Below are 25495 nucleotides of genomic sequence, written 5' to 3'. Positions count from 1 at the left end.
CATACTTTAAAAGGCTACAGTAAAAAAGTCAAGCGGAAAAATAGTATAGTAATTATTAAATTAAAAACAGAAAAGAAAGAAGGATTTTTCAAGAAGAGGAAATAACACTTTCATCAACAGATTATTTGGGAAGTTTCATATACAAATACAACTGTTTGATGAGGAGTGTTTGAGGGGGCAACACGCAACGATGCTGGCATAAAAACTGTTTTAGCTATTATCAATAATACAATATAAAAAGGAAAGAGTTCATACCCTTCTTCCTCTTTATGCACCAGCTCAATCTGCGGTCATAGCAATTGTTATTCAAACAAGAAATAGCAAACATCAGAGAACATGAGGAGCATTTACAAGAAAATAAATTTAATAATTAAAAGGGCGCTATTTTCATATTCAAATTGAGTTCTTGTAAGCACTAATTGCTTCGTTACGTAGTAACATGTTATCTTTGTTAACCATGCCTAAGTTGTAAGCTTTTTTAATAATATCTAATACCTTCAAATCCATTGCATAAAGACTACCTCCACCATTTCATCTAGATTTCCAATAATCTAAAGACTTATTTATGTCAAGTGAGCTTTTTTTATTCTCAGGTTCAACTACCTCATTTTTCTCTAGTTTTTCACAGAATTCACTAAAACTAACGGATGAAGGAGTTGGATTATTCCCTCCATATCCTTCAGTAGCCAAACTGCAAAATGCTAAGAATTTTGGATCTTAAATAAGATCACTTGAGTTTACATTTACCACTGATAACCACAATCCTTTCAGAGCTTTTTATATCTTAGAGCACCCTTTCCATCTTTACACGTGTTAAATATCTACAATTATTCAAATGATTTGATAATTAAATAAAAAAAGAACCTGCATTAAGCATGTTCTCTCCCTAATTTGCAAACTTTTGTTTTATAGATAAAACCATTATTTTATTGGAACGCAGAACTTTATCGATGTACAAGTGATATTATCCATGATTCAGTTTAAATTCTTCTCTTGTCATCCCAAAGCAAATACCATCATAATAGGCACCTTTAGTGAAAATGATCTTTCTTAGTTGTCCCTCTTTCATGAAACCTAATTTTTAATGTAATCGTATGGATGGATTATTATAAGTTTTTTATTTAATTCTTTGATTTCACGTTCTTTTGCTTCTTCTTTCTTAACGCTAAAGTAAGATTCAGAATGCTTTTCAATATCACCTTTTTTCTTATGTATGTCACTTTATGCTTTTGCATTATAGCGAATCGGAGTGGCGTTTTTCCCTTTCCCTGTTGATTCTGCAGCTTTATAAAATCTTGCTGAATGAATTGTTCGTTAGGCTCTGTTTCAACGTATTCTGTTATTAAATCCTCATCAAGCTTGTACAGCTTATCAATTGTTTTTTTACGTTTGTCATCTGCAGAAGAAAGTTTGCCTTTGAAATCTTCTGTTGAGTAAATTTCAAGAGATAAGATGTCATTCAGAATATCTTTCATGGCCTTCTTTTTTTCAGACATAATGGATTTTGATTTTGTATAGGCGTTGGTTCAGTTCATGTTCTTAAAAAGATTCTTCAATGTAAGCATCAGACATCTTTGCCTCTTCAAGTTTTGCAGATACGCTGCTTAATAACGCAATTTTCATATCAATTAGATCATCCATTGGTCAGTGACGCCTACATGGTCGTGATAGAAGGCTTTGATGTTATCAGCACCTTTACCAGAAAACTCGCTGTCATCCGGATCAGCTACAGCTTTAAATGCTTTTCTGAGCTTATCCATTTGTGACCTTAGTTCCCTTGTACTCCTTGGTTCTTTTATCCGCTTCAGAGAGCAAAGAATCAGCTTCAAATACCTCATGTCATTCTCCTTTTTCTGCTTTCAACACACAAATTTTACCATAGTTTGGGAGATTCCATAAAACTAAAATGTTTCAAGTATCAGAATTATTTCTAAAGAAATAGTCTTAATTACTCGCTCAATCTTTATGAAGAAAAGGATTTTTCCTTCTTTAAGTTTAGAAAAAAGAGAATAGTACGCAAAAGACACAGAGATATTAAATCCCATTCTTTATAATATAATGAAATAAATATTGAATATGAAAGCGTTTTCTTTTTGTTTTTAATGTGAATTAAATAATATAATAGGAAGTGTGATTATTTGAAGAAATTGAGGGCTACTTTACTATTGTTTCTGATTAGCGCTTTAGTTGTAGGTGTTATGCCAGAATTTAAAGCCAAAGCAGTAAGTAATGAAATGTTGGATACATCTGCTCAAGTATCAAGTGATATTGAGGGTAAAGAAGAGCTTGAAATTAATGGAGAAAAGTACACGTAGTTCTTACGACTTCACTGATCCTGCAGTGAACAAGATTGATGTTACTGATGAAAATGGTGCGAAAACAAAATTTGTATATCACACTGAGACGAATACTCTATATAAGAACAATGAACTTGATTTTAATCTGATCAAGCAAGAAGATGGAATTTTATCACCCTCAAATGCATCAACTATGATGATTCCACAAGGTGGAAAATACATGGGTAAATACAATTTGAAGGGAGTTTCAATTGGTGTTGCTACCACAGCAATCGCCGCAGTCTCAAAAGCACCTTACAATGTCATACTAAGTATTGTATCATTTTTAGCAGGTACACAAACAACTGCATATTATACGGTATTCCAGTATCGTTATGCCTTTAAATGTAATGCATATTCTTATGTCAATAGAACAAAATTCTATGAAGACTCGTCAAGAAAGAAAATCCTAAGAACAGCAGACAGCGCTAAATTCTTTGGAAGCAGACCAATCCGGCAAGTTGTCGGACATAAAAACGAGGTGAAAATATGCAACAAGAAAAAACAACAGTTATTAATAGGCCAATAAAAAGATATATCCTTTTGTTCCTTGTTTTATGTGCGTGCTATTTCGTTTACATGGGGGTACTGGGGAAGAAGTTTACTGTGATTCCACTGGCTATTTTCATTGTTGGCTCTTTAATTGGCGAGTTCGTAAGAATAGCGAGGATAAAAAGATAGGAGGTTCCACCTTCTATCTTTTTTGTTAACAGCTACAAACTCTCACTGAATCTTTACTGGAAGTAAGAAAGAGTACCTCACATAACAGTAATGAAGATATTAGTCAACAAGGTGTAACTAATGCTAAGTCTGAAACGAATATGCAACTAGTATTTCGATATTAAGGAGGTGTTTATGTCCTAGATAAAATATAGATTTTATCAAAATACATACTTGAAAGACATAGATAACAAGAACATGCGTTTAGTATTTCTAAGGTTTTATTACGAATAAAATAAAACCTCATCCGCTAAGAACGAGGCTTCTTCCAATCTATCGCTATATTCTGCTTACATTTACGACAAGTTACATTGTGTTTTCCGTACATTACAAAGTTGTTTTTAAATTCACATTGCGGACACTCTAGACGCTCTCCTCCAAAAAAGGCTCCAAAGATAAGAAAGACGCTGAGTGAACCCAGACCCAATCCCGGCAGGATACCGATTATAGAGATAATTAAGATAAAACTTATTAAAAAATCACTAAACCAACAGTAAACATAAACAAACGAGGAATCCATCGTTTTGGAGTCATCCGTCTTCGCTCAACCTCTACTCTTACAAAGTCCATTCCCCTTACCTCCGTGGCGTGATGGTAAAATTATACTACGGAATTTATTTAAACAGCAATGTGTTTTTATGTATTTAAATCGAATATAGAAAGTTTTCTAAATGAGAGATTGGGTCAATCCCCTTCTCTCTTTTTTTGTTCAAATTTTACAAAAGAGAGATGTTTTTTGCCAACTTATACAAATAATTATATTCCAGTAAACAAGTATACTCGACCTGGTTTAAAGTTAAATGGTGTTAAGAAATTAGTTGTTCATTACACAGCCAATCCGGGCGCCGGCGCAGATAATCATCGAAGATACTTCAGCAATGCGCAAGTTTATGCGTCAGCTCACATTTTCGTTGATAAAACAGAAGCAATTTGTATCATTCCGTTAAATGAAGTAGCTTACCATGCAAATGATATTCAGCAAAGAGATAGTGCCGGAAATCCTTATCGAGGAGTTGCTGCGCTGAAACCTAACGCTAACTTTTTATCTATTGGAGTTGAAATGTGCCTTGAAAAAGACGGTTCATTCCATTCAGATACAGTTGAAAGAACTGAGGATGTATTCGTTGAATTATGTAATAAGTTTGGTTTAGATCCTATTATTGATATTGTTCGTCATTATGACATCACTCATAAGAATTGCCCTGCACCATGGGTATCTAACGGCCAAAAATTTGCAGACTTTAAAAATCGAGTAAAGGCAAAAATGTCAGGCAAATCTGTTTCAAAAGCTTCTCCAACTAAACCAACAACCCCCTCCCCTTCCTCTTCATCAGCAGCAAGTGGTTCACTTAAATCAAAAGTTAACGGTCTTCGTTTCTATTCAAAACCATCTTGGGAAGATAAAGATGTTGTCGGCACAGTAAATAAAGGTATTGGATTCCCTACAATTGTAGAGAAAGTTAAAGTTGGATCAGCGTATCAATACAAAGTTAAGAACTCTAAAGGTGCTACATATTACATCACTGCTTCTGACAAATATGTTGATGTTACAGGATCAGTTAAAACCTCTTCACCTTCCCCTAAAACAACATCAACTTCTTCAAGTTCCTCATCTATTAAATCCGTGGGAAAAATCAAAATTGTTGGTGTATCAAGTGCAGCAATTGTAATGGACAAGCCTGATCGAAATAGCTCTAAAAATATTGGTTCAGTCAAGCTTGGAAGCACTATTTTAATCTCTGGTTCAGTTAAAGGTAAAAACAACTCAAAAGGTTATTGGGAAGTTATCTATAGAGGTAAACGTGGATACATCTCAGGACAGTTCGGATCAAAAATCTAATTATATTCAATTATCTCGGAGAATGTTTGCTGATCTATACATATCATCGAATATCCTCTTAATTTAGGAGGTGATGTAATGTCACCTTTCTATATTCATTAAAGGTTGGTGACAAATGGATAACTTTGAGCAAAGCACTATTTCAAGACTAAGTGCGCTAGAAGAAAAAGCTAAACACACTGATAACAAGGTTGACTCCCTTCAAGAAAGAACAAATGTTATCGGTCGTATTGCTACACTGGTTGAGCAACAAGTCGAAATTAATAAAGACTCTCAAGCACAATCAAGAGAACAGTTTAGTACTCTTAACGAAATGAGTAACAGTTTAAAAAATCTAAGCAAATCGTATGAAAAACTGGACAATCGAGTTGAAATACTAGAACGCTCTGATTCCACTCGAAAAATTGACCCCTCTCAATTTACAAAAGACCTTGTATTCAAGGTGTTACCAAGTGTGATTGCAACTATTGTCGGTGCATGGTTGCTCATACATTTTGGCCTTAAATAAAATTAACAGGAGACGATTAAATGACTAAAATCAACTGGAAAGTAAGACTGAAAAAGAAAACATTTCTTGTCGCAATTTTCTCAGCAACGCTGTTATTCGTACAAGCAATTGCCACTGCTTTTGGATACGACTTGACTGTATTTGGTGACGATTTAACAGAGAAATTTAATGCTCTTCTAACTTTTTTATCAGCAATGGGCATTATTGTTGATCCAACTACTCAAGGTATTTCTGATAGTGAACAAGCACTGGATTATGATTTACCGAGATAAAACCCCTACCCTTCTCTTGACTGAGGAGGATATTTTTTTCGTTTTTTAGAATAACATTAATCTGTACTCGAATTATCATTTTGTCGTTAACGACTGATAGGACTCTATAGTGGAATTAGGTTAATTCATTGCAAGATAATATCAAAATAATTTAAGGGAGTACATGGTTGTTAACATGTACTCCTTTGCAATAATTACTATTGATAAAATATTTTTTCTGATAAACAATTTATATATTTTTTTTAGTTGAATTAATTATTAAAAAGTAATTGCATTCTTCTTCTGATAGATTTATAAATCTATGATCTATATCTGCTTCAAAATATATTGAATCTCCCTCTTCTAATGTATAGACTTGAGGTTCCTCTCCTAATTGGACTTGTAACTTCCCTTTGGCAACATATATATACTCCTCTACACCTTTTTTATGAGGAGGAAAGCCACCTGTTTCTTTAAAGGGTGGTATCTTATTTAGAATAAATTCAATATCGTTAGTAGGCGGGGACAAAAGATGTCTTTCGAATTTAGTTTTTTCGTCTTTATATAATAATCTCTCATGGGAACGAATAATTGATACACTTCTTTTTTGTTCCTCTCCTAGAAGGGATGAGATTGTCTCATCTAGTGCTTCTGCAATTTGTGAGGCAATATTGATTGTGGGATTTTTATCTCCTCTTTCAATTTGCGATAACATAGATTTACTAACCCCAGATTTTTTAGCCAACTCCTCCAATGTATAGCCTTTTAGTTTTCTTACGTTCTTTACATTAGTTGAAAATTCCATAAAACTCCACCCTCATTCCACTATAGTAAATTAAATTCTTGACTTTATTTTATAATGAATTTATCATGGAATCAATTCCACTATAGTGAATTAAGTTCTTGACTTTGTTTTATAATGGATTTATTATGAAATTAAATTCATTATAATGTTTATTTTTGGAAATAAACACAATGAAAAGAGCAAGGGGAGTGGTTGTTCACCTTTAAAAATCTGAATATTTAAAATTAACTTGAAGTAATCAATACTAAATTATTGAATTTTACAGAAAGAAGAGGTTTGTTTAGATGACTACAAAGATATTTATCGACGGTACCTTCTATGAGAAAAGTGAAGCAAAAATTAGTGTGTATGACCACGGGTTATTATATGGTGATGGTATCTATGAAGGATTGCGCTGTTATTCCGTCTATGTATTTCAAATGAAAGAACACCTTTATCGTTTAAAACGTTCTGCCAACAGTCTACGTATGGAACTTCCATATTCTTTAGAGGAAATTGGTGAATATATTTTAGAGACATTAAGGATCAATGAACTTCAAAATGCCTACATACGTTTACTGGTTACAAGAGGTGTAGGTAATATAGGACCTGATCCAAAAACTTGTAAAAATACCAGCTTAATTATTATCGTGGAAGATTTACCGAATGTTCATGGAGAATCTGTTAAAGAAACAGGGCTGTCATTAGTAATCGTGTCTACACGCCGTGATGCTGTAGACGCAACTTCACATGAGATAAAGTCACTTAATTATCTTAATAGCGTGGTCGCTAGAATGGAAGCAAACCAATATGGAGCAGATGATGCCATACTACTAGATCCTAGAGGGTTTATTTCTGAATCAACTATATGTAATGTTTTTATAATAGACAAAGACAAACTTGTGACTCCTAGTCCATCTAATGGAATCCTTCAAGGTGTAACAAGACAAATTATTATAGATATTGCACAGGAACTAAACATAGATGTTGAGCAAAAAGATATTACACCGTTTCAATTAATTAATGCAGATGAAGTTTTTCTAACAGGAACGCATGCTGAAGTTGTTGGGGTAACACGTATTAATAATATTGAAATATCAAAAGGTAATATTGGGGAAATAACAAGAAAATTCATTCATAAGTTTCAGGAAAGAACATTAGACGTAACCTATAGTACTCCAGTATATAAAAATTCAAATATGGTAAGGTGATCAACTAATGGTTTTATTAACTAGTACTAGGAATATATTAAATGAAAAATTACATAAAATATCCCAAGGTATTCTATCCCCTAGAGATGTACTGTTTGAGTTACAGGAAGAACAGTTAACTGATCTCCTTGCACCTAACTTTATTAAGGAGGATGGACATTCTTCAATCGCAAATGGAGAAAGTATTCTTCCTGGAGATGTATCAGGCCAGTTAGTTCTAGATAGAAAATTAGGCGAAACATTATTAAAAGAGGCTCAAAAAAGAAATACAACTATTGATTTAATCTATTCTCTAGAGGGTGGAGACTTAGAGGACTTCTATGTACTAACATCATCTAAAGGTTTTTTCACTAATCAAAAAGCACGCACTACCTTCTGTCCCGTTCAAGCTAGCTGTGAAGGTATTCCAACATTGGTTAATGTCAATTGTAAATACCAATTTAATATGGAGACCAGACAGATTACTTATACTTTTAATGATGGTAGTAAATTTGAAATTGAACAGCCTTCAAGAAGAATCATATTCAAAAAGGATATAATAAATGAAGGTGAATGTCTCTCTTTAAACGCCAATAAAGGATTAATTTTAAAAGGAAACCTATCTTCTACGCCTTCTACTATAATCAAGGTTTATCACATTCTTTCTCAAGCTTTTATAGAAGCATTAGACAATTACGGGCCAGATAATGCAGAACAAAATATTATTTACTCAAGTATATATCAAAAAAACAAAAAGTTTCTTATAGAGACTATTCAATCTCCAGAATTTTTAGGCTTTAAAAAATTATTAGAAGAAGCATACAATATCTCAAATCTCAAGGTGTTATCAACAGCTCATACTACTAGAACTATGACTCTTACCAGGATGTATGGAAGTGACATATCAGTTGTAGATGGTGAGGTTTGCCTGCAAAGTAATTCTAATAGATACGGGTTAGGGTTATTAAGAGATGAACGTATGTGGAATCAAACTAGTGACATTGATTTAATGAGAATAATATTTCTTGGTGAAGAGATTGTAGGACAAAGTTACCTAGAGTATAAAGATAAGTATTTACAAAGATTCACTGAAATGGTCTATGACGTATTCAAAGTAGGTACAGGTGAGATTGCTGTTGTTAGGTTGTTATGTATGCCCTACAATATGATTTTCACAAAAGATTTTGATACTAAAAGTTTCTCTGAAAAATATAATTTAAACGAAAAGGCTGTGAGTGATCGCGTTAAAATTCTAGCAAATGAATCGGAAACATATCATGGTTGTCGAGGAGTAAGAGTTACCGTTCAAAGACAAGATATATGCCAAATTTGGTCGGAAGGAGTTATTAGGGCAGCACATAAAGCATATAACGAAGGTGTAAATGTTCATTTACAAATTCTATTGTCAATGGTTACTTTTCCGGAGGAAGTCTCTATGTTTGTAGAAACTTTTGAGAAGCTTGTGAAGTCATATGGAATTCAAGACTTAGTACGTGGAGTATCTATAATGATTGAAACATCAGGAGCTTTTCATGTATTAGAAGATATTCTTGATGTTAAGGGAGAGGATTTAGAGCTAAACGGTGCCTTATTTGGCGGAAACGATTTTACTGCAGCATGTCTCAATATGAATAGGGCAGACTCGGCCAAGTCGATTATTCCAGAATACGTTAAGTTGAACATAATGCCTAGTAGCCCGTTCCAAATTATTAATGAACAAATTGTTGGAAAAGCAATTGTACAAGGGCTGAGACGTACTAAACTTTTAAAATTATCAAATAGAAGAGAATACTTAATAGGTTTAGGTGGAGAGATAGCTGGTTCTTGGCATTCAGTCAAATGGTTATCTAAAAACGCAGCTCCTCATGGATTAAATTATGTTTCTACTCCGCCAGACAGAATTTTATTTTCACTATTTGCAAGTGCTCAATCAGTTCTACAATCTTTGTATAGTGATATTTCATAAATTAAAACGTTTACGCTACTTATAATGGCGTAAACGTTTTAACATTCGAAAGGAAAATTAATTATGAATTTAATAATAGCTTTATTACCATTTATATGTGTTTTTGTTTTTTTATTTGTATTAAAACAAACATCGTTGAAGTCTGGACTCCTATCCTACACTGCTACCCTACTTATCATTTTGATCTACCCTAATTATCGTATAACCTTAGAGGGCGCCTTACATGCTTCCTTCAAAGGTTTTTTAATCTCCTTTGTAGCAGCGTACGTTTTGTTCTTTGGCATACTTTTTTTTCATTTAATTAATAATATTGGTGGCATTCAAACAATCGCTGCTTTTATTTCAGGTGCAACAAACGATCAGCTTTTACAAGTAATATTATTGGTCATGGGGCTCTCACCCCTCTTAGAATCAACAAGTGGTTTTGGGATAGCTTTTATGATTGTAGCACCAATTTTAATTGCACTGGGTTTTCCCCCAATTAAAGCAGCTTCAATTGGACTTGTCAGTTTACTCGCAGTCCCATGGGGTGCCTTATCTACTGGGACAGTGATAGGTGCTCAGATTGGAGGTATTGCTCTCAAGGAAGTAGGTACTGGAACTGCTATTATAAGTATTCCTATATTTATCTATTTCTTGATAATTGCTGTCTACCTTGCTGGAGGGAAAAAGGCAATTAGACATACATGGAAGGAAATCTTATTCATTTCAATTGTTTTTTCACTTACAATGATTTTGTTTAATGTTTTTGTAAGTGTAGAGTTAGCTGGAGTTCTCAGTTCCCTAGCTAGTAGTTCCATTGGTTTACTCATAATCAAAATAAAAAACTCTTCTCAACTTAAAATGGCAAACAAGACTATTAATGAGACTTCTATGTCTGAAAAGCCTGAAGAAAGTATAAGTATCATCAAAGTTATGAGTCCTTACTTATTTTTGACTATGTCAATTTTCGCCACAAGACTTATACCCTTATTTAAAGATTTTTTAGAATCTAATTTTGTTCTTGAGTTACCTGCTTTTTCTTTTTCGTTAGCTTTACTTTATTCGCCGGGTTTCTGGCTGTTTGTTACATGTCTATATACGATATTCATTTTTAAAATTTCAAAGAATGTTATCTGGAATTCAATTAAAACCACTATAAAACAATGGGTTCCTTTTGTAATTTCCACCACAGCATTTGTAGCAATTTCACAATTAATGACTACATCAAACATGACCTTTACCATAGCTAATGCTGCTGGATTAATGTTTGGTACACTATTTATATACGTTTCTCCATTTATCGGGGGAATTGGAGGCTTCCTTACAGGTAGTAATACAGGATCAAATGCAATGTTCACCCAATTACAAGTTCAAACAGCCACAAAAACTGGATTACCATTAAATTTAGTTGCAAGTATTCAAAATGCAAGTTCTTCTCATGCAACGATGGCTTGTCCTTCTAGAATTGCATTAGGAGCGACATTATGTGGAATCGAGTCAGAAGAGAACAGTTTATTAAAAAAGATGACTTTAATCGTAGTTGGAGCAATATTATTAATTATCATTATGACTATTATTTTATTGTTACTTGGAAACTATTCTAAATAAATTCATTTTTAGTTTGTAAGTCAGAAACTTCACAACTCAACCATGTTTAACCCTTCTCAATGAGAAGGGTTTTAAGTCTTATGTCCCCCAGTAAGTCCAGCTCTGTGAAGTGCAGTTCCTGCGAACGTAACTGATATACTTCTCACTGTTTTACCGGAGTAAAACTTATTAAAGATCATCAAGCAGCATCTATAAATGTCCATTGTGATATTTGTGGGAAGATCAATTGTTTTAGATCGGAGAAAACCACCGCCAAGTTCATCTTTACTGTAACCAATTCCCAAGCTAATTGTTCGACCAACTTTATTATGTGTACGTGCCCTTCTTGCGACTTCTTCGCAAATCTCCAGAAGAACAGCCTTAATTTCTTCTCTCCTTGTATAATCCCTCAGTAAGATCTGACTCTTACCAAAACTAATTTGCCCTTGCATCAAAGGAGCTCCTATTTCTGATAAATCGATTCCATGAGCATGGTAGTACAACTGATTCCCCATTATTCCAAACTTCTTTTCAAGCAGCTCTAAAGGAAATTTGGCTAACTGACCTACAGTTGATATTCCCATCCGATTCAGATTTCTTTCCATCCTCCCTCCTATCCCCCACATTTTTGACAAAGGGTGAACATTCCAGAGTTTATTTGGCACATCTTCATATCTCCAACGTGCAATACCGCTCTTTGTTTTCTTACTCTCCAGGTCAAGTGCAAGCTTACTGAGTAACATATTGTCTCCAATACCTACTGTGCACATCAAACCAAATTCTCTCCACATGCTGCTTTGGATTGCTTTGGCCATTTCTTCAGGATCTTCTTTTCCTGCATCTAAAAAAGATTCATCATTGAATAAGTATGGACACATTTCTCAGGAACAAATCTGTAAAACAGCTTTGTAATCTCAGTCGAAACTCTGATGAAAAGCTTCATTTGCGGATTTACAATGTGTATTCTTGGATCTTCAGGTATCTCAAAAAGTCTCGATCCTGTTTTGATTCCAAAATCTTTTTTAAGTGCAGGAGATGCAGCTAATACTACACTTCCCTGTCTCTCCGTATTCCCTACAACAGCAAGATAACACGTTAAAGGATTAAGTCCCATTGTTACAGCCTATACAGAAGCATAAAAGGATTTCATATCGACACAAAGAATATTCTTACGTGGAAATTGTGAGTAATCAATCATTGTATGTAACTCCTATGATGTTATTCTTATTGACATAAACTGTATTGTCGTTCTGGTCTTTTACGGGAAGCTTTTGTTGTTCAAAATTAATGTAATGAACTCTGCCGGTAACATTTTCAACAAATCCATTGTTAAAGAGTTTGAATTTCAACTCTTTATTAAATTCAAGTGCCTCAGAGACGAGAAGATCCATCTCTTCAATTTGATGGTCATCTAAGGATGGTTTTTCAATTTTTGATACATCAATCAAATCTTGTTTAAGTTGTGTTAAATGTTCTGGAAGCATCATTGATGTCCATTTGATTGTTCCTCGATCCCTAAGCATATCGACTCACTCCTTTATTGATCTAACATTAACAGAACAAATGTTCTTCATTCAATATAAACAAGAACAAAAGTTCGATGTAAATGTTGGTAATAAATAAAACCCCCTTATAAAAGGAGGTTAATTAGGAGCAAATCAAGTTGCCATATTACTTAGGGTTTCATTGAAAGAAATGTACGACAAATATGCTGTCAAAGTTATCGCAACGCTTCGCTTCTGCTATCATCCTCTAATTAAAGTTGCAATGGATTTAGTTAGAATTCCAGATATAAAACATACAACTGTCATGATAGTCACCCAGATTAAAAAAGTCGGCTCTAACCCTATTTCAATTAGCATAAAAACTAAAGAAAGTACAAATATAATCAAGGTTGTTACCCATACTCTTTTGAAAATAAAGTATCCTATTATTCCTAAGATAAATGATACAGCCGGCAGTACTAGTAGTATTAAAAATGCAGGACCACCCAAATGAGATATCCTCCTAATCTTATTCATTATGCAATAATTCAAAACGTGCAATTTCCCATTCTTTTTTCGCTTTTAATGGTGTTGTGTTAACCTTTTTCCCTGATTTTAAGTCATAGGAGGTTATTTCCCCTAAGACATTCTCTTTTTGCATGTCAAACCCTTTGATAAGGACGTACATGTTACTATCATCAAATTTAATATCATTCAATAACATTTCACTATTGCCTGCATAGAATTTGAAAGATTTTTTCTTATTTAGATTTTCATCAAAAAAGCTAACTTTCCCATTGTATGAGACAGCAACGATCTCATCAGTTATTCTTTTTAATTTTGTTGGGATGAATCCATTCTCCATTATAACTTCTTTTTTTGTTTTTAATGTCTCCTTATCAATCAATAGTATTTTTGAAGCTTCTTTTTCATTTACATTATCATTAATAGCTAACATAAATGTTCTTTTATCAAAAGTTTGGAATGCATCTTTAGCATCTGTGAAATAAACAGTCTTATTTGGAATGGAGGCCTTCTTTTCCTGCTTGTTCGTTTTTGGATTAATTGAGATGATGGACATATTCTCTTCATCACTCGTAATAGCGTAAATTTTATTATCTAGGACTTGTGCTGAAACAATCTCTCCATCCCTAATTTCCAGACTTTTGTTTTATGGATAAAACCATTATTTTATTTAGATTGAGGATATTGGTTCGACAAGCAACAATACTTTGCTATTGTGTTAATCGTATCAGCAGTCCTATCTTCAACTAAGCCTACAGTACAGCTTCTAAAGCATAAAAATATTTCCAACTTACAAAAAGTGAGGTTAAGCAAATAGCTTTTTTAAAAATCAAATCCCAGCTTCCATCAAACCTAGCGCATCATTATAAGTTTCCAAAGCATATAAGCACCAAGAGATAATAAACCAACACCTATTAGAAAAGCTAAAATCAAACCACCAAAGAAATAAAATCCTCCCATGAATCTCACTCCTTTTCAGTATCATGCCATCAATAACCTTGATACCTTAATGTATATCATATGAGCTCAGATTCAATAAGTTTCGGTCTTATTTGCAATACTTTTGCTTAACAGTTTAATAAATCATCATCTAATTTAATGTAGAGAATTCCATCATCTTCTTTATCAGATTCAATTGGTTCATCAACTAAACTTAAGATAAACTCCTCAAACGAATTGGCAATCAGGAAAAAGCCTTTATTGGGATAACTTAATTCATGATCCCAAAACAATATCATTTCATTATCGATATCCATGCATATTTCATTCCCACCTGCGGAACTTGCAATAGGAATAATATTTCTAGGAAAGCGATCAGAATATGTATCGATTGCTTTCTGAAGACTGTTATGATCGTTCGCTAAATCATAAAAACCTTCTAACAATTGTGTATTAACGTCCTTACCCATCCAAGGGTCTTTCTCTATAGGTTTATAGCAAACGTCATACTCAATCTCATCTGTTGTTTTTTTACTTCCTAGATAACATCCTCCATATTTCTTCAAAAAGTCCTTATAATCTGAAGGTAATTGATTGCCTATATTTTTTTCAAGCTCTTTAAGTTGTTCATTTGTATTAATGCTAGGGTTTGTTTCAGCATCTATCGTAAACTCTTTCAACTTTTGTTCGATCTTAGTGAAGCTCATTTTAATACCCTCCGCATTGCACATCTTTAGCAATGAACAATTGCAATACTTTTGTTTAATAGATTATTCAATTTCTACGCCATCATATGCATCGCCTAGTGATATATAATCATCCCTTAACCAATACCAATGTTTACCCTTATTCTCAAGCAGTCGTTGTATTAAATCAGTAAATGAACTTGCTATCACTTGTGTTTCGCCGACTATTCCATGTCGATCAAAAAAGCTGTCATAGCATTTTCCTTTTCGCTCTTCGTTTAAGTCAATTGTTAGGTATTCTCCTTTTCCATCCGTGCAAACAATATACCACTCGGATGAAATGTCTTCTTCACAGAGTTCCCCAACAATAATGGGATTAGCCAATTTAAACTCATCTGGTCTTACTATGTATATTGGATACTCCGCATTTTCAAATAAAACTGCACCGCCACATTGTTCATAAAATTCACTAATATCTATTGGTAGTTGATGCTTCTCTTCTAGTATTGGGAGACCATCAGCTTCAAACAGCCGACAGTCTGATGTGGAAGCAATCTTCTTGATTAACATATCAATGCTCAAGTCCGCACCTACTTTCTAAAGTTGTATTGATTAAATGCGTTATAATATTGCTGTCTCGCTTCTTTAGGAACATTAGCAGCATCAAACATCTTCTCAGTAAGTTCTTGTATTTCCCTAGGTGATACTTCTTTCCAATTTACTTTACCGCCAACTTTTTTCCCTGTTTTTTCATATAACCATTCTCTATAAACTTTCTTGGTAGCATTGTGTTGCTCCTTAGTTAAAGCTACTGTTGGCGTATTACTACCTCTACTCACATAATTCGGAACATTATGTTTGGCCCATACGTCCATTACACCGTGATGATTCTCTAAAGGACTGTTACTTGGTCTATAATCAACGACATCGAAAGGTTTTACTTCTTTATCTGACCCTTTAGCAAAACTCATTAGCTGATTTTTCAAGTTTTCTCCATCCACTACATTGTATGGCACGTCCCCTGCCATAGCAAGATCGTACTTAGGGTTATAAGGCAGCAAATCTGGAATCTTGACGTCCTTAATTTTCTTCCCTGCTTGACTAGCTTTATTTATTACCTTGCCTGCTGCATCAGCTTTGTTAATGGCTCCTGCACCTTTGGTTCCAAAAACAGCTACAGCCACTGAACCAACAGCATAGGTTACCCACCTTGATCTAGAATAGGCATCCCCATTCACCATATCTTTTTGATATGACTCTTCTATTGCTGCTGAAATAGCGTCATATGTTTTCACTGGATGAATAACTGCATTCCCCAGTGCTGAGAGTGTTTCTCCTGGATCGGTGATGAAGTCCCATAAGCCGGTTACAGTGTCTTTTCCAACATCGTATAAACCAACTCCTACACCTTTTACGATATCCCAGGTGATTTCTCCTGCTCCTTCTAGCTCCTTCTAGCTGCTTCGCTTGTTCGATTTGTACCGCAAGCTGAACTTGAGCTGGCTCCAGATTCTCGTAGCCTACTTTCTTAGCGATCTCTAAGTATTCATCAGGATCAGACACACCGTCATTAAGTTTTTTCTTTAATTCCTTGATTTCACGTTCTTTTGCTTCTTCGTTCTTAACGCTTAAGTAAGATTCAGAATGCTTCTCAATATCACCTTTTTTCTTATGTATGTCACTTTCTCTATATGCTTTTGCATTATAGTGAATCGGAGTAGCGTTTTTCCCTTTCCCTGTTGATTCCTGCATCTTTTTAAAATCTTGCTGAATAAATTGTTCGTTTGGCTCAGTCTCAGCGTACTCAGTTTTTAAATCCTCATCAAGTTTGTTTAGCTTATCGATAAGGAAACCCAATCCTTACCGCACTTTTTTCCTCTCCCCCATAGTTTGGATCAAGGAATACATCGTTAATTTCTTTGATTGGAATTTCAATTTTGGATAATTGCCAATTGATTACTAAGTTTTCTTTTGATTTTTTAACTTTGACCCCTATCATAAGCACGTTCCCCTTTTGACTATAAATTCAGTAAAATTTTAACATGACCTGATCAAACATAGACTGAAAAAAGAACATGTTAAGGAAAAATTAATTCATAATAATTGAATCCCGGATTGTAATTATTCATGTTCTACCGATATAGATAGAAAACAAAAATTCTAAAGAGGAAATGAAGCTGAAGAAAGTAATATTAGACTTTGCTACATTCTGAGTTTATCTTTGTTCTTTATGGATCAGTTCAAAAGAAAAAAACTGAAAATGGCGGACAGGATTGACCCCATAAGATGAGACAAATAAAAAACACCTAAAAACAACAGGAAAAGCTGCAGTCAAAAAAGTGTCTAAAAAGCTTGATGAAACTCCTGATCCACTAACAGCAATTAAACCGTTTGTCATGCGAGAAGATGTTGTTGTAGCAGGTGGCATGCCGTATAATGTCATCAATGATGTGAGCGCAAAAGACAGGCTACTTCAGCTTGCTAAAAAATTAGATGAAACAAGAAAGTAATTTACAGGTCAGAAAGTAAACGTCCCTTGGTTAAATAAGAAAAATATGAATCATACGAAATAGGTGGCAAGGTCAAAGTTAAAGGACAACCTAGAGATGTAAGCCGTAGAGTCTATACAATGAAAGATATTGATCTTAATCAAAAAAATCGGAAAGGCCTTACGAATCTTTAACTAATGAAAAATGGCAATGCTCCTTTTGCAAAAGATGGAACCCAAATTAATTTGCATCATTTGATTCAAGAAGAGCCTGGAAATATGCTCGAGATACCTGAAAGCTGGCACAATAAGTACAGTGATGTTTTGCATGGATTAAAAGAGAATGGACAGAGTTTTAGAAATAATCCAGTACTTGATAAACAATATAAAAAGTTTCAGAAGAAGGTATTGGAGATGGAGAGCTCAGCAATTTGAGAACCAAGGATAAGAGGTGAAAGTTTAATGGATTATTCAAAAGTGAAAACTTTCTTTGATGAAAATAAAGAAAATTCAATTCTCACCGGGGGAGTCACTGAAGATCAAATTAGAGAAATAGAAGAGGATCTTAATGTAACCCTTCCAGACAGCTATAAATGGTTTTTAACTGAGTATGGTTCAGGGGGAGCATACGGTACAATGATACTCGGATATGACTCTCACGGTGCTGAAGTTGTCGATCAGACCAATGAATATAAAAAATATTATAACCTTTCGGATGGTCTTGTAGTGATCGAATATGTTGATGAATTTTCTTATTGTCTTGACACTAACAAGATGAAAGAAGGAGAATGCCCTGTCATCCTTTGGGATAACCAAGAGGGATATGGTAAACAAGTTGGTAGCACATTCCTAGAGTTTTTAATAGAAGAGCTTGAAGAAGCGAAAGACGACTGGATCGATGATGAAGACTGGGACGATTAAGTCAAAGGATTGCAATTTAGAGCCCCTCATTATATGAGAGGCTCTTTTATTACTTCAATTTCACTTCAATTTTCGCTTTAGTCTTAGGTCCATAAATGCAGTCAATACCGTTATTCTTCGCCCCTTTGTTCGGGTAGAAATAAAGAGCAGCCAACGCTTTTTGAATCCGCCTTATTTCGCATAGGGCTTGTGACTTTATAGATGCCAGAAGGCAGCGCATATGACGTTTTTTTTGCTGCTTGATTTAGTGCTGGAAGTGCTTGATGCTGTGAGCTTTAATGCTTGGCCGACCTGGATCAAGTTCGGGTTTTTGATACCGTTCAAGCTTTGCATGGTTGCCACACTCACCCTGTGCTCTTTTGCAATCGCGGAAAGAGTATCGCCTTTTTTAACTGTGTAAGTGCCCCCGAAATCTTTAGATGCAGATGATGACGGTTTAGAAGTTGTTTTCCCGCCTAGAGCCTTCAATTCTGCTTCGATGGCATCCTTAACCTCGTCCCATCTGCCCTCTGACAAAATACGGTGCGGACAATACTTGCCGTTTCAATCCTGGTGCTTGCGCACACGATCAATACCCTAGCCGCGTTCTTTGAGCAGCTGCGCCACAAATTTGATTGCCAGTTTTTCTGCCGCCTTGTATCTAGGGCCTCCTGACTTGCTGTAACAGATTTCAACGCCAATCGACTTACGGTTTCCGGTGCCGTTTGTGCCGTCTCCTGTGTACCATGCGTTACGATTTAACGGCAGCCCTTGAATAACCTTTGTGTCATCAACTGCAAAGTGGAAACTTGTTGATTGGTCATATTTTGTTCAAGGACCAAAAATATCGATCTCTTAACTTATGACCAAAATTTAAAAATCCCCTGACACCAATAGTGCCAAGGGATTGAGAGATTAATACTGAGACATATACTGTTCGCGCTCCCAAGGATGAACTTGTGTGCGGAACATATCCCACTCGATTTCTTTTGCTTCGATGAAGTGCTCGAATAGGTGCTCGCCTAGAGCTTTGACCATCACTTCGTTTGATTTGAATTCGTCTAATGCTTCAGCAAGTGTTGCAGGAAGGTCGACGATTCCGTTTTCCATGCGCTCTTCTTTGCTCATCACGTAGATGTTGCGGTCGATTGGAGCTGGCGCTTCTAGTTTGTTTTTGATTCCGTCTAAACCTGCAGCAAGCAAGACGCTAAGTGCTAGGTACGGATTCGCAGCTGGATCTACGCTGCGCACTTCAACACGTGTGCTGATGCCGCGGGAAGCCGGGATACGGATAAGCGGGCTTCTGTTTTGCGCGCTCCATGCAACGTAGCAAGGTGCTTCATAGCCAGGAACAAGACGTTTGTAAGAGTTCACTGTCGGGTTTGTTACTGCTGTAAAGCTTGTTGCATGCTTCACGATACCTGCAATGAAGTGTTTCGCTGTTTCACTTAACTGAAGATCTGCGTTTGCATCATAGAATGAGTTAACGCCATCTTTGAAGAGTGATAGATTGCAGTGCATACCTGAACCGTTCACACCGAACAACGGTTTTGGCATAAATGTCGCATGCAGACCGTGTTTGCGGGCAATTGTTTTAACAACTAGTTTAAACGTTTGGATGTCGTCACAAGAGCGGACTGCACCGGCATATTTAAAGTCGATTTCGTGCTGGCCAGGCGCTACTTCGTGGTGAGATGCTTCGATTTCAAAGCCCATCTCTTCAAGCTCAAGAACGATATCGCGGCGGCAGTTTTCTCCCAAGTCAGTTGGAGCTAAGTCGAAATATCCGCCTTTGTCGTTTAATTCAAGAGTCGGTTCGCCTTTTTCGTCTAATTTGAATAAGAAGAATTCAGGCTCAGGTCCTAGATTGAAATCACTGAAGCCCAGGTCTTCCATTTCTTTCAGAATCCGTTTTAAGTTGTTTCGCGGGTCACCTTCGAAAGGTGTGCCATCCGGATTGTAAATATCACAGATGAAACGTGCTACTTTACCTTTTTCAGCTGTCCATGGGAAGATAACAAATGTATTTAGATCAGGATACAGGTACATATCTGATTCTTCGATGCGAACGAAACCTTCAATAGAAGATCCGTCAAACATGACCTTATTATCAAGTGCTTTTGGAAGCTGGCTTACAGGAATCTCAACGTTCTTGATTGTTCCAAGAATGTCGGTAAATTGCAGGCGGATGTACTTGACGTTTTCCTCATTTACTAATTTTACGATATCTTCTCTTGTATACTTTGCCATTTCGTAAAACTCCTCCTCTAAAAGGTAAATGTATATAGCAAAACAGTTGCTAACGGATTAATGAAAGAAGCGGGACATGTCGCCTTGACGGAATGTATTTCCTCTTTGAAAACGGCCGGCTTGCATAAGCTCGTTTTTCAGGAGCTGTCTCAGTTCGTCATCAGACAGATCATGTTTCATTGGTTTCTTCGTCTTCTCATTTTGTTTCTGTTCCGGCTCGGCCGAAGCTTTCGCCAGAATTTGTTTAATTCCTGCCATGTTTACACCTTGTTCAATCAGGTGTTTAATTTCTAACAGTTTATCTACATCGTGAAATGAGAATAATCGTCTATTTCCTTCGCTTCTAGCTGGAAATATCAGTCCATTTTCCTCATAATACCGAATTTGTCTTGCTGATAATTCGGTCAATTGCATGACAATTCCTATTGGAAATAAAGGCATTGAGCGGCGAATGTTATCACTCATCTCAATTTCCTCCTTTTCTTAACTTAGTTTCATTATAGGTGATGTTATATTTTGTGTCAATAACATGTAAGGATTCTTAACATGAAATTCAGTGAAAATTTTAAACTATTCAAATTAATTTCTTATCCATTAAAGAATCCACTGCACTGCATATGGCATTTTTCACATGCGCATAGGTTAATCCTCCCTGCACATACGCTACATATGGCGGGCGGATAGGGCCATCAGCTGATAATTCAATGCTTGCTCCTTGTATAAATGTGCCCGCTGCCATAATCACATCATCTTCGTATCCCGGCATGTAGGCTGGATAAGGCGTCACGTGGGCATTGATCGGCGATGCATATTGAATGGCCTGGCAAAAGGCAATCATCTTTTCTCTGTCGGAAAACTCAACGGATTGTATCAAATCTGTTCTTTTCGCATCCCATTTCGGGTTTGAAGTGAAGCCCAGTTTTTCAAGGAATCTCGCTGTAAACACCGCTCCCTTTAAGCTTTGTGACACAACGTGCGGCGCCAAAAAGAAGCCTTGATACATTTCCTGGAGCGAGTAAAGAGACGCTCCGGCTTCCCGGCCGATGCCCGGTGAAGTCATTCGGTATGAACAAGCCTCGATCCATTTAGATTTTCCAACGAGGTACCCGCCTGTTTTGGCAAGACCGCCTCCCGGATTTTTAATAAGAGATCCCGCCATGAGATCGGCGCCTACATGGCAAGGTTCCAGCTCTTCTACAAATTCTCCGTAACAGTTGTCCACAAATACGATAAGGTTTTCATTGATTTCTTTTACAAAGCGGATCATTTCTTTGATTTCACTAATTAAGAAAGAAGGACGATTGGCATATCCTTTTGAGCGCTGAATGCCGATCACCTTTGTCTTCGGATTGATAGCTGCAGCGACAGCATCGTAATCTATTTTTCCGTCTTCAGTCAGGTCAACCGCATTGTAGCCGATTTGAAAATCCTTTAACGATCCAGAATTTTCTCCGCCTCTAACGCCGACAATTTCTTCTAACGTATCATACGGCTTGCCTGTGATATAAAGCAGCTCGTCCCCCGGTCTGAGGACACCGAATAAAGCAATAGAAATCGCATGTGTGCCTGATATAATTTGAGGCCTGACAAGCCCGGCTTCTCCGCCAAACACATCTGCATAAATGCTTTCAAGTGTATCTCTTCCGATGTCATCATAGCCGTATCCTGTAGACGGCGTAAAATGAGTGTCGCTTACCTTGTGTTTTCTATAGCTTTGAAGCACTCTCCATTCATTGCGTTCACTGATTTCTTCTATTTGTTTATGAACGCCGGCAATTTCCGTTTCCACTTCCATTGCTGTTTTTTTTAATAAATCTCCGTGTGTTAAAGTTTCGAACATGTCCTTGTATTCCCTTCTTACATATACTTCTTCAATTCACCGATGATACTTTGCTCTTCTTGTACATATCCCGATATGTCGTACTGTTCGTTTTCTTCATTAAAATGAAAACGGTCAACCATCGTTTCGGATTTGATTCTGGAGAGAAGCTTGCCCTCACTTGCCGGTACCTGCGCTTCAAAAGGCATTAACAGTTCTTGGCGCAAATAACGCTGGATGGTTCCCTTAAACTTTTCAGCATCCTCCTCAAATCTTGCACTGACCATGATATGATTCTTTCCAACGGACGGGATAAAGTCAGGCAGCTTTTGATCGCGTTTGTTATAAGCCGTCAGCACCGGGATATCATCTGCTTCAAGCTCTTCCAGCAAGCGAAGCACCGTTTTTTCGTGCCCTGTGTACTCCTCATTTGAGGAATCAATCAGATGCAGAATCACATCCGCTTCTTTTACTTCTTCAAGCGTTGAGCGGAATGCAGCGATCAGTGTCGTCGGAAGATCTTGAATAAATCCGACCGTATCTGACAGGAGCACGCTGTAGCCGCTTGGCAGCACCATTTTTCTGGTCATAGGGTCCAGCGTGGCAAACAGAAGGTCTTCTTCATAGCTGTCAGCGCTTGTCAAGCGGTTAAACCACGTTGATTTCCCCGCGTTCGTATACCCGACAAGAGCGATTTGCAGCACACCGTTTTTCTTTCTTCTTTCACGATAGCGGCTTCTATGGCGAATGACAGCGGATAACTGCGTGTTAATTTCATGAATGCGATTTCTAATATGGCGGCGATCGGTCTCCAGTTTTGTTTCCCCCGGTCCTCTCGCGCCGATCCCTCCGCCTTGCCGGGAAAGGTTGATCCCCTGTCCCGTCAGACGCGGGAGAGCATACTGGAGCTGAGCCAGCTCGATTTGAAGCTTTCCTTCTCTTGTTCTTGCTCTTTTCGCAAAAATATCTAATATCAATTGCGTGCGGTCGATGATTTTCACTTCAATCGCAGTTGCCAAGGACTTCAGCTGGCTTGGTGACAGTTCATCATTAAAAATAAGAAGATCGGCTTCAAGCTCTTCAACGAGCGTCTTCAGCTCTTCAACCTTCCCTTTTCCTATATATGTAGCTGCGTCAGCCCGGTTTCGTTTTTGCGTGACGCTGGTCAATACCGTTCCATCTGCTGTTTTTGTCAGTGATGCAAGCTCTTCCATGGAATTTTCAAAATGCTCATCTGTTATATGGGGCAGCTGACATCCGACTAAAATGGCCTTTTCCTGTCTTGTTTCTTGTTCGTTCAAATGGATGTTCCTTTCTATTGCATATTGGGCAGTAGTATTATCATACCAAACCCTGCATGTGTATACCACAAATCGATTGCTGTGAAAAGCAAGAAATACATTAGAAAAAAAGACCTCTCACAGAAAGAGGTCTATATCGAGCCAGCGGCGTCTTCTTTGATTGAAAGATCTTGGCTTTTAATGGTCATCAAATCGCTTTTTAAGTATTGGTCGCCCATTAGAAGTCTCATGGCTTGCGCTCTGATCGATTTTTCTATGACATTTCTGACAAAACGGCCATTGCTGAATTTAATGGGACTTGTTGTGCTTTTGACTGTCATTAAGTAATCCTTTAATTTCCATTCAGCTTCTTGACTGAGCTGGTATTCCCGCTCTGCGATCATTCGTTTCGCAATTTCCATAAGCTGATTGACGGAATAATCCGGGAAATCGATGGAGATGGGAAATCTGGATTGGAGACCGGGATTCAATGATAAAAAATGCTCCATTTCCCGTGAATATCCGGCAAGAATTAAAATGAATTCATGCTGTTTGTCTTCCATATGCTTGACGAGCGTGTCGATCGCTTCTTTTCCGAAGTCCTTTTCGCCGCCCCTTGCAAGGGAATAGGCTTCGTCTATAAACAAAATGCCGCCTAATGACTTTTTGATTAAATCCCTCGTCTTTTGGGCGGTGTGGCCAATGTATTCCCCGACCAAGTCCGCGCGTTCCGCTTCGATCAGGTGGCCTTTTGACAGTACGTTCATTTCAAAGAACAGCCGGCCGATAAGCCGCGCAACTGTCGTTTTCCCAGTTCCCGGATTTCCTTTAAACATCATATGCAGCGCTTGCTTTCCCACCTTCAAGCCCTGTTCCGCACGTTTTTGATTGACAAAAATCCAAGCGTATATTTCCTTAATGTTTCGTTTCATTTCCTCCATTCCAACCAGTGTGTTCATCTCTTTTTCTATTTCCTTCAAAATGCCGTGCTTAGCTTCGTTTTTTTGCAAAGCCGCTTGATATTCCGCCTCTGCCTCAGCGTTTGTCAGCACCTGCTTATGTCCGTTAAGAATAATGTTGATCTGTCCGTTGTTTTTATAAGTCACAGCGCGCTCCAACATTTTCACCTCTCAGTTCTCTCTATATGATATTCAAGCGTATGCCTTATGTGACAAACGCCTATCATGTGTCGAAACAAATGCTTTTTTTCGGGAACAATGGGGAATCCTGCGCTTTCCCGAGAAATACTTTATTTCTTATTGTATTCACGAACACAGGGTGGACAAACCAAGAGATTTTATTTTCAGTAAATTTGTTAGAACAATCAGCTATGAAGGCGATATTTCTTCGAGGTATAAACCTCAGTCAAGATATTTTCAAGGGCGGTCTCTGTTGTTTCTATATTAAAACAGCATATTATGCAGATATGCTTGTGATGAGCTGAGGGATTTGTGAATTATCAGATATACTTTCCTTTCACTTCAGTAGGTTGACATGAAAGTAAACCCCAGTCTGCATGAACAGCGTCTACTTCAACAGCTGAGCTTCTCTTACTGTTCGTCAATTGTGACAGCTTTTCTTTCGGTCCGTCGAATTTGATTTCTCCCTCATCAATCAGGATGATCCGTTTACATAAACGTTCAACGTCATCAATTTGATGGGAGGTGAGAAGAATCCTCGTTTTATGCTCAGTATTTACATGATGAAGAAATTGCTGTATTCTTCTTTTCGCAACGATATCTAAACCGATTGTCGGATCATCGAGAAAGAGGATTTTCGGATGATGTATAAAAGCCAGCAACTTTTTGGAAGAAATCCGGGTAAAACACCCGGGAAATCAACTTTCCTGAGAGACTAAGCCTAGGATGATGTCAAATCCCCATACTTCTCCAAATACAAATGCCAATAATCCGATGAAGAACTGGAGCGAAAATAATGGCACCGAGGAAAAGAGTGAGTA

Annotated in this window: 21 protein-coding genes and 8 pseudogenes; 10 read left to right on the top strand and 19 right to left on the bottom strand. The window is 36.8% G+C overall.

Annotated elements, in window-relative coordinates:
- Positions 1-393 precede the first annotated feature (393 nt).
- From P3L57_RS20640 to P3L57_RS09475, 3 pseudogenes are all read right to left on the bottom strand, one after another.
- Positions 394-690, bottom strand: a pseudogene (locus P3L57_RS20640) (hypothetical protein).
- A 274-nt stretch (positions 691-964) separates the two neighbouring features.
- Positions 965-1114: pseudogene (locus P3L57_RS09480) on the bottom strand (GNAT family N-acetyltransferase); the annotation flags it as partial.
- Between the two features lie 7 nt (positions 1115-1121).
- Positions 1122-1760, bottom strand: a pseudogene (locus tag P3L57_RS09475) (T7SS effector LXG polymorphic toxin).
- 378 nt (positions 1761-2138) lie between these two features.
- Here P3L57_RS09475 and P3L57_RS09470 point away from each other — a divergent pair.
- The 5 genes from P3L57_RS09470 to P3L57_RS09450 all read left to right on the top strand — a co-directional run bounded on the left by P3L57_RS09470 (position 2139) and on the right by P3L57_RS09450 (position 5676).
- A complete protein-coding gene (locus P3L57_RS09470; RefSeq protein ID WP_227492934.1) occupies positions 2139-2315 on the top strand; it encodes a hypothetical protein in 177 nt (58 codons plus the stop codon).
- Positions 2296-2865 (top strand): hypothetical protein, encoded by a 570-nt coding sequence (locus P3L57_RS09465; protein ID WP_254665039.1) that lies wholly within the window; start codon positions 2296-2298, stop codon positions 2863-2865. Before P3L57_RS09470 ends, P3L57_RS09465 begins: the two co-directional genes overlap by 20 nt.
- 927 nt (positions 2866-3792) lie before the next feature.
- On the top strand, positions 3793-4896 hold the full coding sequence (locus P3L57_RS09460) for a peptidoglycan recognition protein family protein (protein WP_069486579.1): 1104 nt from the start codon (positions 3793-3795) through the stop codon (positions 4894-4896).
- Between the two features lie 115 nt (positions 4897-5011).
- Positions 5012-5404: a hypothetical protein gene (locus P3L57_RS09455; protein ID WP_069486578.1), complete on the top strand. Its 393-nt coding sequence runs from the start codon at positions 5012-5014 to the stop codon at positions 5402-5404.
- A gap of 20 nt (positions 5405-5424) precedes the next feature.
- Positions 5425-5676 (top strand): phage holin, encoded by a 252-nt coding sequence (locus P3L57_RS09450; protein ID WP_069486577.1) that lies wholly within the window; start codon positions 5425-5427, stop codon positions 5674-5676.
- 229 nt (positions 5677-5905) lie between these two features.
- Here the strand turns inward: P3L57_RS09450 and P3L57_RS09445 are convergent, their stop codons facing one another.
- Positions 5906-6460 carry a helix-turn-helix domain-containing protein gene (locus P3L57_RS09445; protein ID WP_069486576.1) on the bottom strand — a complete coding sequence of 185 codons (555 nt, stop codon included), beginning with the start codon at positions 6458-6460 and terminating at the stop codon, positions 5906-5908.
- Positions 6461-6744: 284 nt separating this feature from the next.
- Here P3L57_RS09445 and ilvE point away from each other — a divergent pair, with 284 nt between their 5' ends.
- From ilvE to P3L57_RS09430, 3 genes are all read left to right on the top strand, one after another.
- Entirely contained in the window at positions 6745-7650 is a 906-nt protein-coding gene (ilvE, locus tag P3L57_RS09440) for a branched-chain-amino-acid transaminase (RefSeq protein ID WP_069486575.1), read from the top strand.
- Positions 7651-7657: 7 nt separating this feature from the next.
- Positions 7658-9595, top strand: a complete 1938-nt coding sequence (locus P3L57_RS09435) for a putative PEP-binding protein (RefSeq protein ID WP_069486574.1) — start codon at positions 7658-7660, stop codon at positions 9593-9595.
- Positions 9596-9658: 63 nt separating this feature from the next.
- The gene (locus tag P3L57_RS09430; RefSeq protein ID WP_069486573.1) at positions 9659-11185 is read left to right on the top strand and encodes an L-lactate permease; all 1527 of its coding nucleotides are present in this window, start codon (positions 9659-9661) and stop codon (positions 11183-11185) included.
- A 71-nt stretch (positions 11186-11256) separates the two neighbouring features.
- Here the strand turns inward: P3L57_RS09430 and P3L57_RS09425 are convergent.
- The 8 genes and pseudogenes from P3L57_RS09425 to P3L57_RS09390 form a co-directional block, all read right to left on the bottom strand.
- Positions 11257-12362 (bottom strand): annotated as a pseudogene (locus tag P3L57_RS09425) (Y-family DNA polymerase).
- A complete protein-coding gene (locus P3L57_RS09420) occupies positions 12355-12687 on the bottom strand; it encodes a YolD-like family protein (RefSeq protein ID WP_069486572.1) in 333 nt (110 codons plus the stop codon). The pseudogene P3L57_RS09425 and the gene P3L57_RS09420 overlap by 8 nt, the downstream one beginning before the upstream one ends.
- A gap of 222 nt (positions 12688-12909) precedes the next feature.
- Positions 12910-13158, bottom strand: coding sequence for a DUF2651 family protein (locus tag P3L57_RS09415; RefSeq protein WP_232460785.1), 249 nt, complete (start codon positions 13156-13158; stop codon positions 12910-12912).
- Between the two features lie 19 nt (positions 13159-13177).
- Positions 13178-13729 (bottom strand): eIF2A family protein, encoded by a 552-nt coding sequence (locus P3L57_RS09410; RefSeq protein WP_069486570.1) that lies wholly within the window; start codon positions 13727-13729, stop codon positions 13178-13180.
- Between the two features lie 511 nt (positions 13730-14240).
- Positions 14241-14819, bottom strand: coding sequence for an SMI1/KNR4 family protein (locus P3L57_RS09405; RefSeq protein ID WP_069486569.1), 579 nt, complete (start codon positions 14817-14819; stop codon positions 14241-14243).
- Positions 14820-14882: 63 nt separating this feature from the next.
- On the bottom strand, positions 14883-15380 hold the full coding sequence (locus tag P3L57_RS09400; protein ID WP_069486568.1) for an SMI1/KNR4 family protein: 498 nt from the start codon (positions 15378-15380) through the stop codon (positions 14883-14885).
- Positions 15381-15388: 8 nt separating this feature from the next.
- Positions 15389-16643 (bottom strand): annotated as a pseudogene (locus P3L57_RS09395) (hypothetical protein); the annotation flags it as partial.
- A pseudogene (locus tag P3L57_RS09390) lies at positions 16642-16797 on the bottom strand (SunI/YnzG family protein); the annotation flags it as partial. The pseudogenes P3L57_RS09395 and P3L57_RS09390, both read right to left, overlap by 2 nt.
- Positions 16798-17218: 421 nt before the next feature.
- Between P3L57_RS09390 and P3L57_RS09385 the strand changes: the two are divergent.
- A pseudogene (locus P3L57_RS09385) lies at positions 17219-17734 on the top strand (HNH/ENDO VII family nuclease); the annotation flags it as partial.
- 14 nt (positions 17735-17748) lie between these two features.
- Positions 17749-18207 carry an SMI1/KNR4 family protein gene (locus P3L57_RS09380; RefSeq protein ID WP_059352948.1) on the top strand — a complete coding sequence of 153 codons (459 nt, stop codon included), beginning with the start codon at positions 17749-17751 and terminating at the stop codon, positions 18205-18207.
- Positions 18208-18256: 49 nt separating this feature from the next.
- Here P3L57_RS09380 and P3L57_RS09375 read toward each other — a convergent pair.
- From P3L57_RS09375 to P3L57_RS09345, 7 genes and pseudogenes are all read right to left on the bottom strand, one after another.
- A pseudogene (locus P3L57_RS09375) lies at positions 18257-18963 on the bottom strand (LysM peptidoglycan-binding domain-containing protein).
- A gap of 138 nt (positions 18964-19101) precedes the next feature.
- Complete coding sequence (glnA, locus tag P3L57_RS09370) at positions 19102-20436, bottom strand: type I glutamate--ammonia ligase (protein WP_024121509.1); 1335 nt, start codon at positions 20434-20436, stop codon at positions 19102-19104.
- Between the two features lie 57 nt (positions 20437-20493).
- On the bottom strand, positions 20494-20901 hold the full coding sequence (gene glnR, locus P3L57_RS09365; RefSeq protein ID WP_010334345.1) for a transcriptional repressor GlnR: 408 nt from the start codon (positions 20899-20901) through the stop codon (positions 20494-20496).
- A 109-nt stretch (positions 20902-21010) separates the two neighbouring features.
- A complete protein-coding gene (locus tag P3L57_RS09360; RefSeq protein ID WP_044155781.1) occupies positions 21011-22276 on the bottom strand; it encodes a methionine gamma-lyase family protein in 1266 nt (421 codons plus the stop codon).
- A 17-nt stretch (positions 22277-22293) separates the two neighbouring features.
- A complete protein-coding gene (gene hflX, locus P3L57_RS09355; protein WP_069486567.1) occupies positions 22294-23556 on the bottom strand; it encodes a GTPase HflX in 1263 nt (420 codons plus the stop codon).
- 131 nt (positions 23557-23687) lie between these two features.
- Positions 23688-24656 (bottom strand): stage V sporulation protein K, encoded by a 969-nt coding sequence (gene spoVK / locus P3L57_RS09350; RefSeq protein WP_069486566.1) that lies wholly within the window; start codon positions 24654-24656, stop codon positions 23688-23690.
- Positions 24657-24994: 338 nt separating this feature from the next.
- The gene (locus P3L57_RS09345) at positions 24995-25336 is read right to left on the bottom strand and encodes a P-loop NTPase family protein (RefSeq protein WP_069486565.1); all 342 of its coding nucleotides are present in this window, start codon (positions 25334-25336) and stop codon (positions 24995-24997) included.
- Positions 25337-25495 lie beyond the last annotated feature (159 nt).

The sequence above is a fragment of the Bacillus sp. B28 genome (assembly GCF_029536185.1).
GTDB classification, from domain to species: Bacteria; Bacillota; Bacilli; order Bacillales; family Bacillaceae; genus Bacillus; species Bacillus halotolerans.
The sequence above is the reverse complement of the archived record's forward strand: the minus strand, read 5'-3'. Positions and strand labels throughout refer to the sequence as shown.

Bases quoted from the DNA above. Each gene is read 5' to 3' on its own strand.
- glnR (WP_010334345.1), bottom strand. From the start codon at position 20,901: ATGAGTGATAACATTCGCCGCTCAATGCCTTTATTTCCAATAGGAATT.
- P3L57_RS09435 (WP_069486574.1), top strand. From the start codon at position 7,658: ATGGTTTTATTAACTAGTACTAGGAATATATTAAATGAAAAATTACAT.
- P3L57_RS09360 (WP_044155781.1), bottom strand. From the start codon at position 22,276: ATGTTCGAAACTTTAACACACGGAGATTTATTAAAAAAAACAGCAATG.
- P3L57_RS09420 (WP_069486572.1), bottom strand. From the start codon at position 12,687: ATGCTTAGGGATCGAGGAACAATCAAATGGACATCAATGATGCTTCCA.
- P3L57_RS09455 (WP_069486578.1), top strand. From the start codon at position 5,012: ATGGATAACTTTGAGCAAAGCACTATTTCAAGACTAAGTGCGCTAGAA.
- ilvE (WP_069486575.1), top strand. From the start codon at position 6,745: ATGACTACAAAGATATTTATCGACGGTACCTTCTATGAGAAAAGTGAA.
- P3L57_RS09410 (WP_069486570.1), bottom strand. From the start codon at position 13,729: ATGTCCATCATCTCAATTAATCCAAAAACGAACAAGCAGGAAAAGAAG.
- P3L57_RS09405 (WP_069486569.1), bottom strand. From the start codon at position 14,819: ATGAGCTTCACTAAGATCGAACAAAAGTTGAAAGAGTTTACGATAGAT.
- P3L57_RS09430 (WP_069486573.1), top strand. From the start codon at position 9,659: ATGAATTTAATAATAGCTTTATTACCATTTATATGTGTTTTTGTTTTT.
- P3L57_RS09465 (WP_254665039.1), top strand. From the start codon at position 2,296: ATGGAGAAAAGTACACGTAGTTCTTACGACTTCACTGATCCTGCAGTG.
- spoVK (WP_069486566.1), bottom strand. From the start codon at position 24,656: ATGTTGGAGCGCGCTGTGACTTATAAAAACAACGGACAGATCAACATT.
- P3L57_RS09445 (WP_069486576.1), bottom strand. From the start codon at position 6,460: ATGGAATTTTCAACTAATGTAAAGAACGTAAGAAAACTAAAAGGCTAT.
- P3L57_RS09380 (WP_059352948.1), top strand. From the start codon at position 17,749: ATGGATTATTCAAAAGTGAAAACTTTCTTTGATGAAAATAAAGAAAAT.
- glnA (WP_024121509.1), bottom strand. From the start codon at position 20,436: ATGGCAAAGTATACAAGAGAAGATATCGTAAAATTAGTAAATGAGGAA.
- P3L57_RS09450 (WP_069486577.1), top strand. From the start codon at position 5,425: ATGACTAAAATCAACTGGAAAGTAAGACTGAAAAAGAAAACATTTCTT.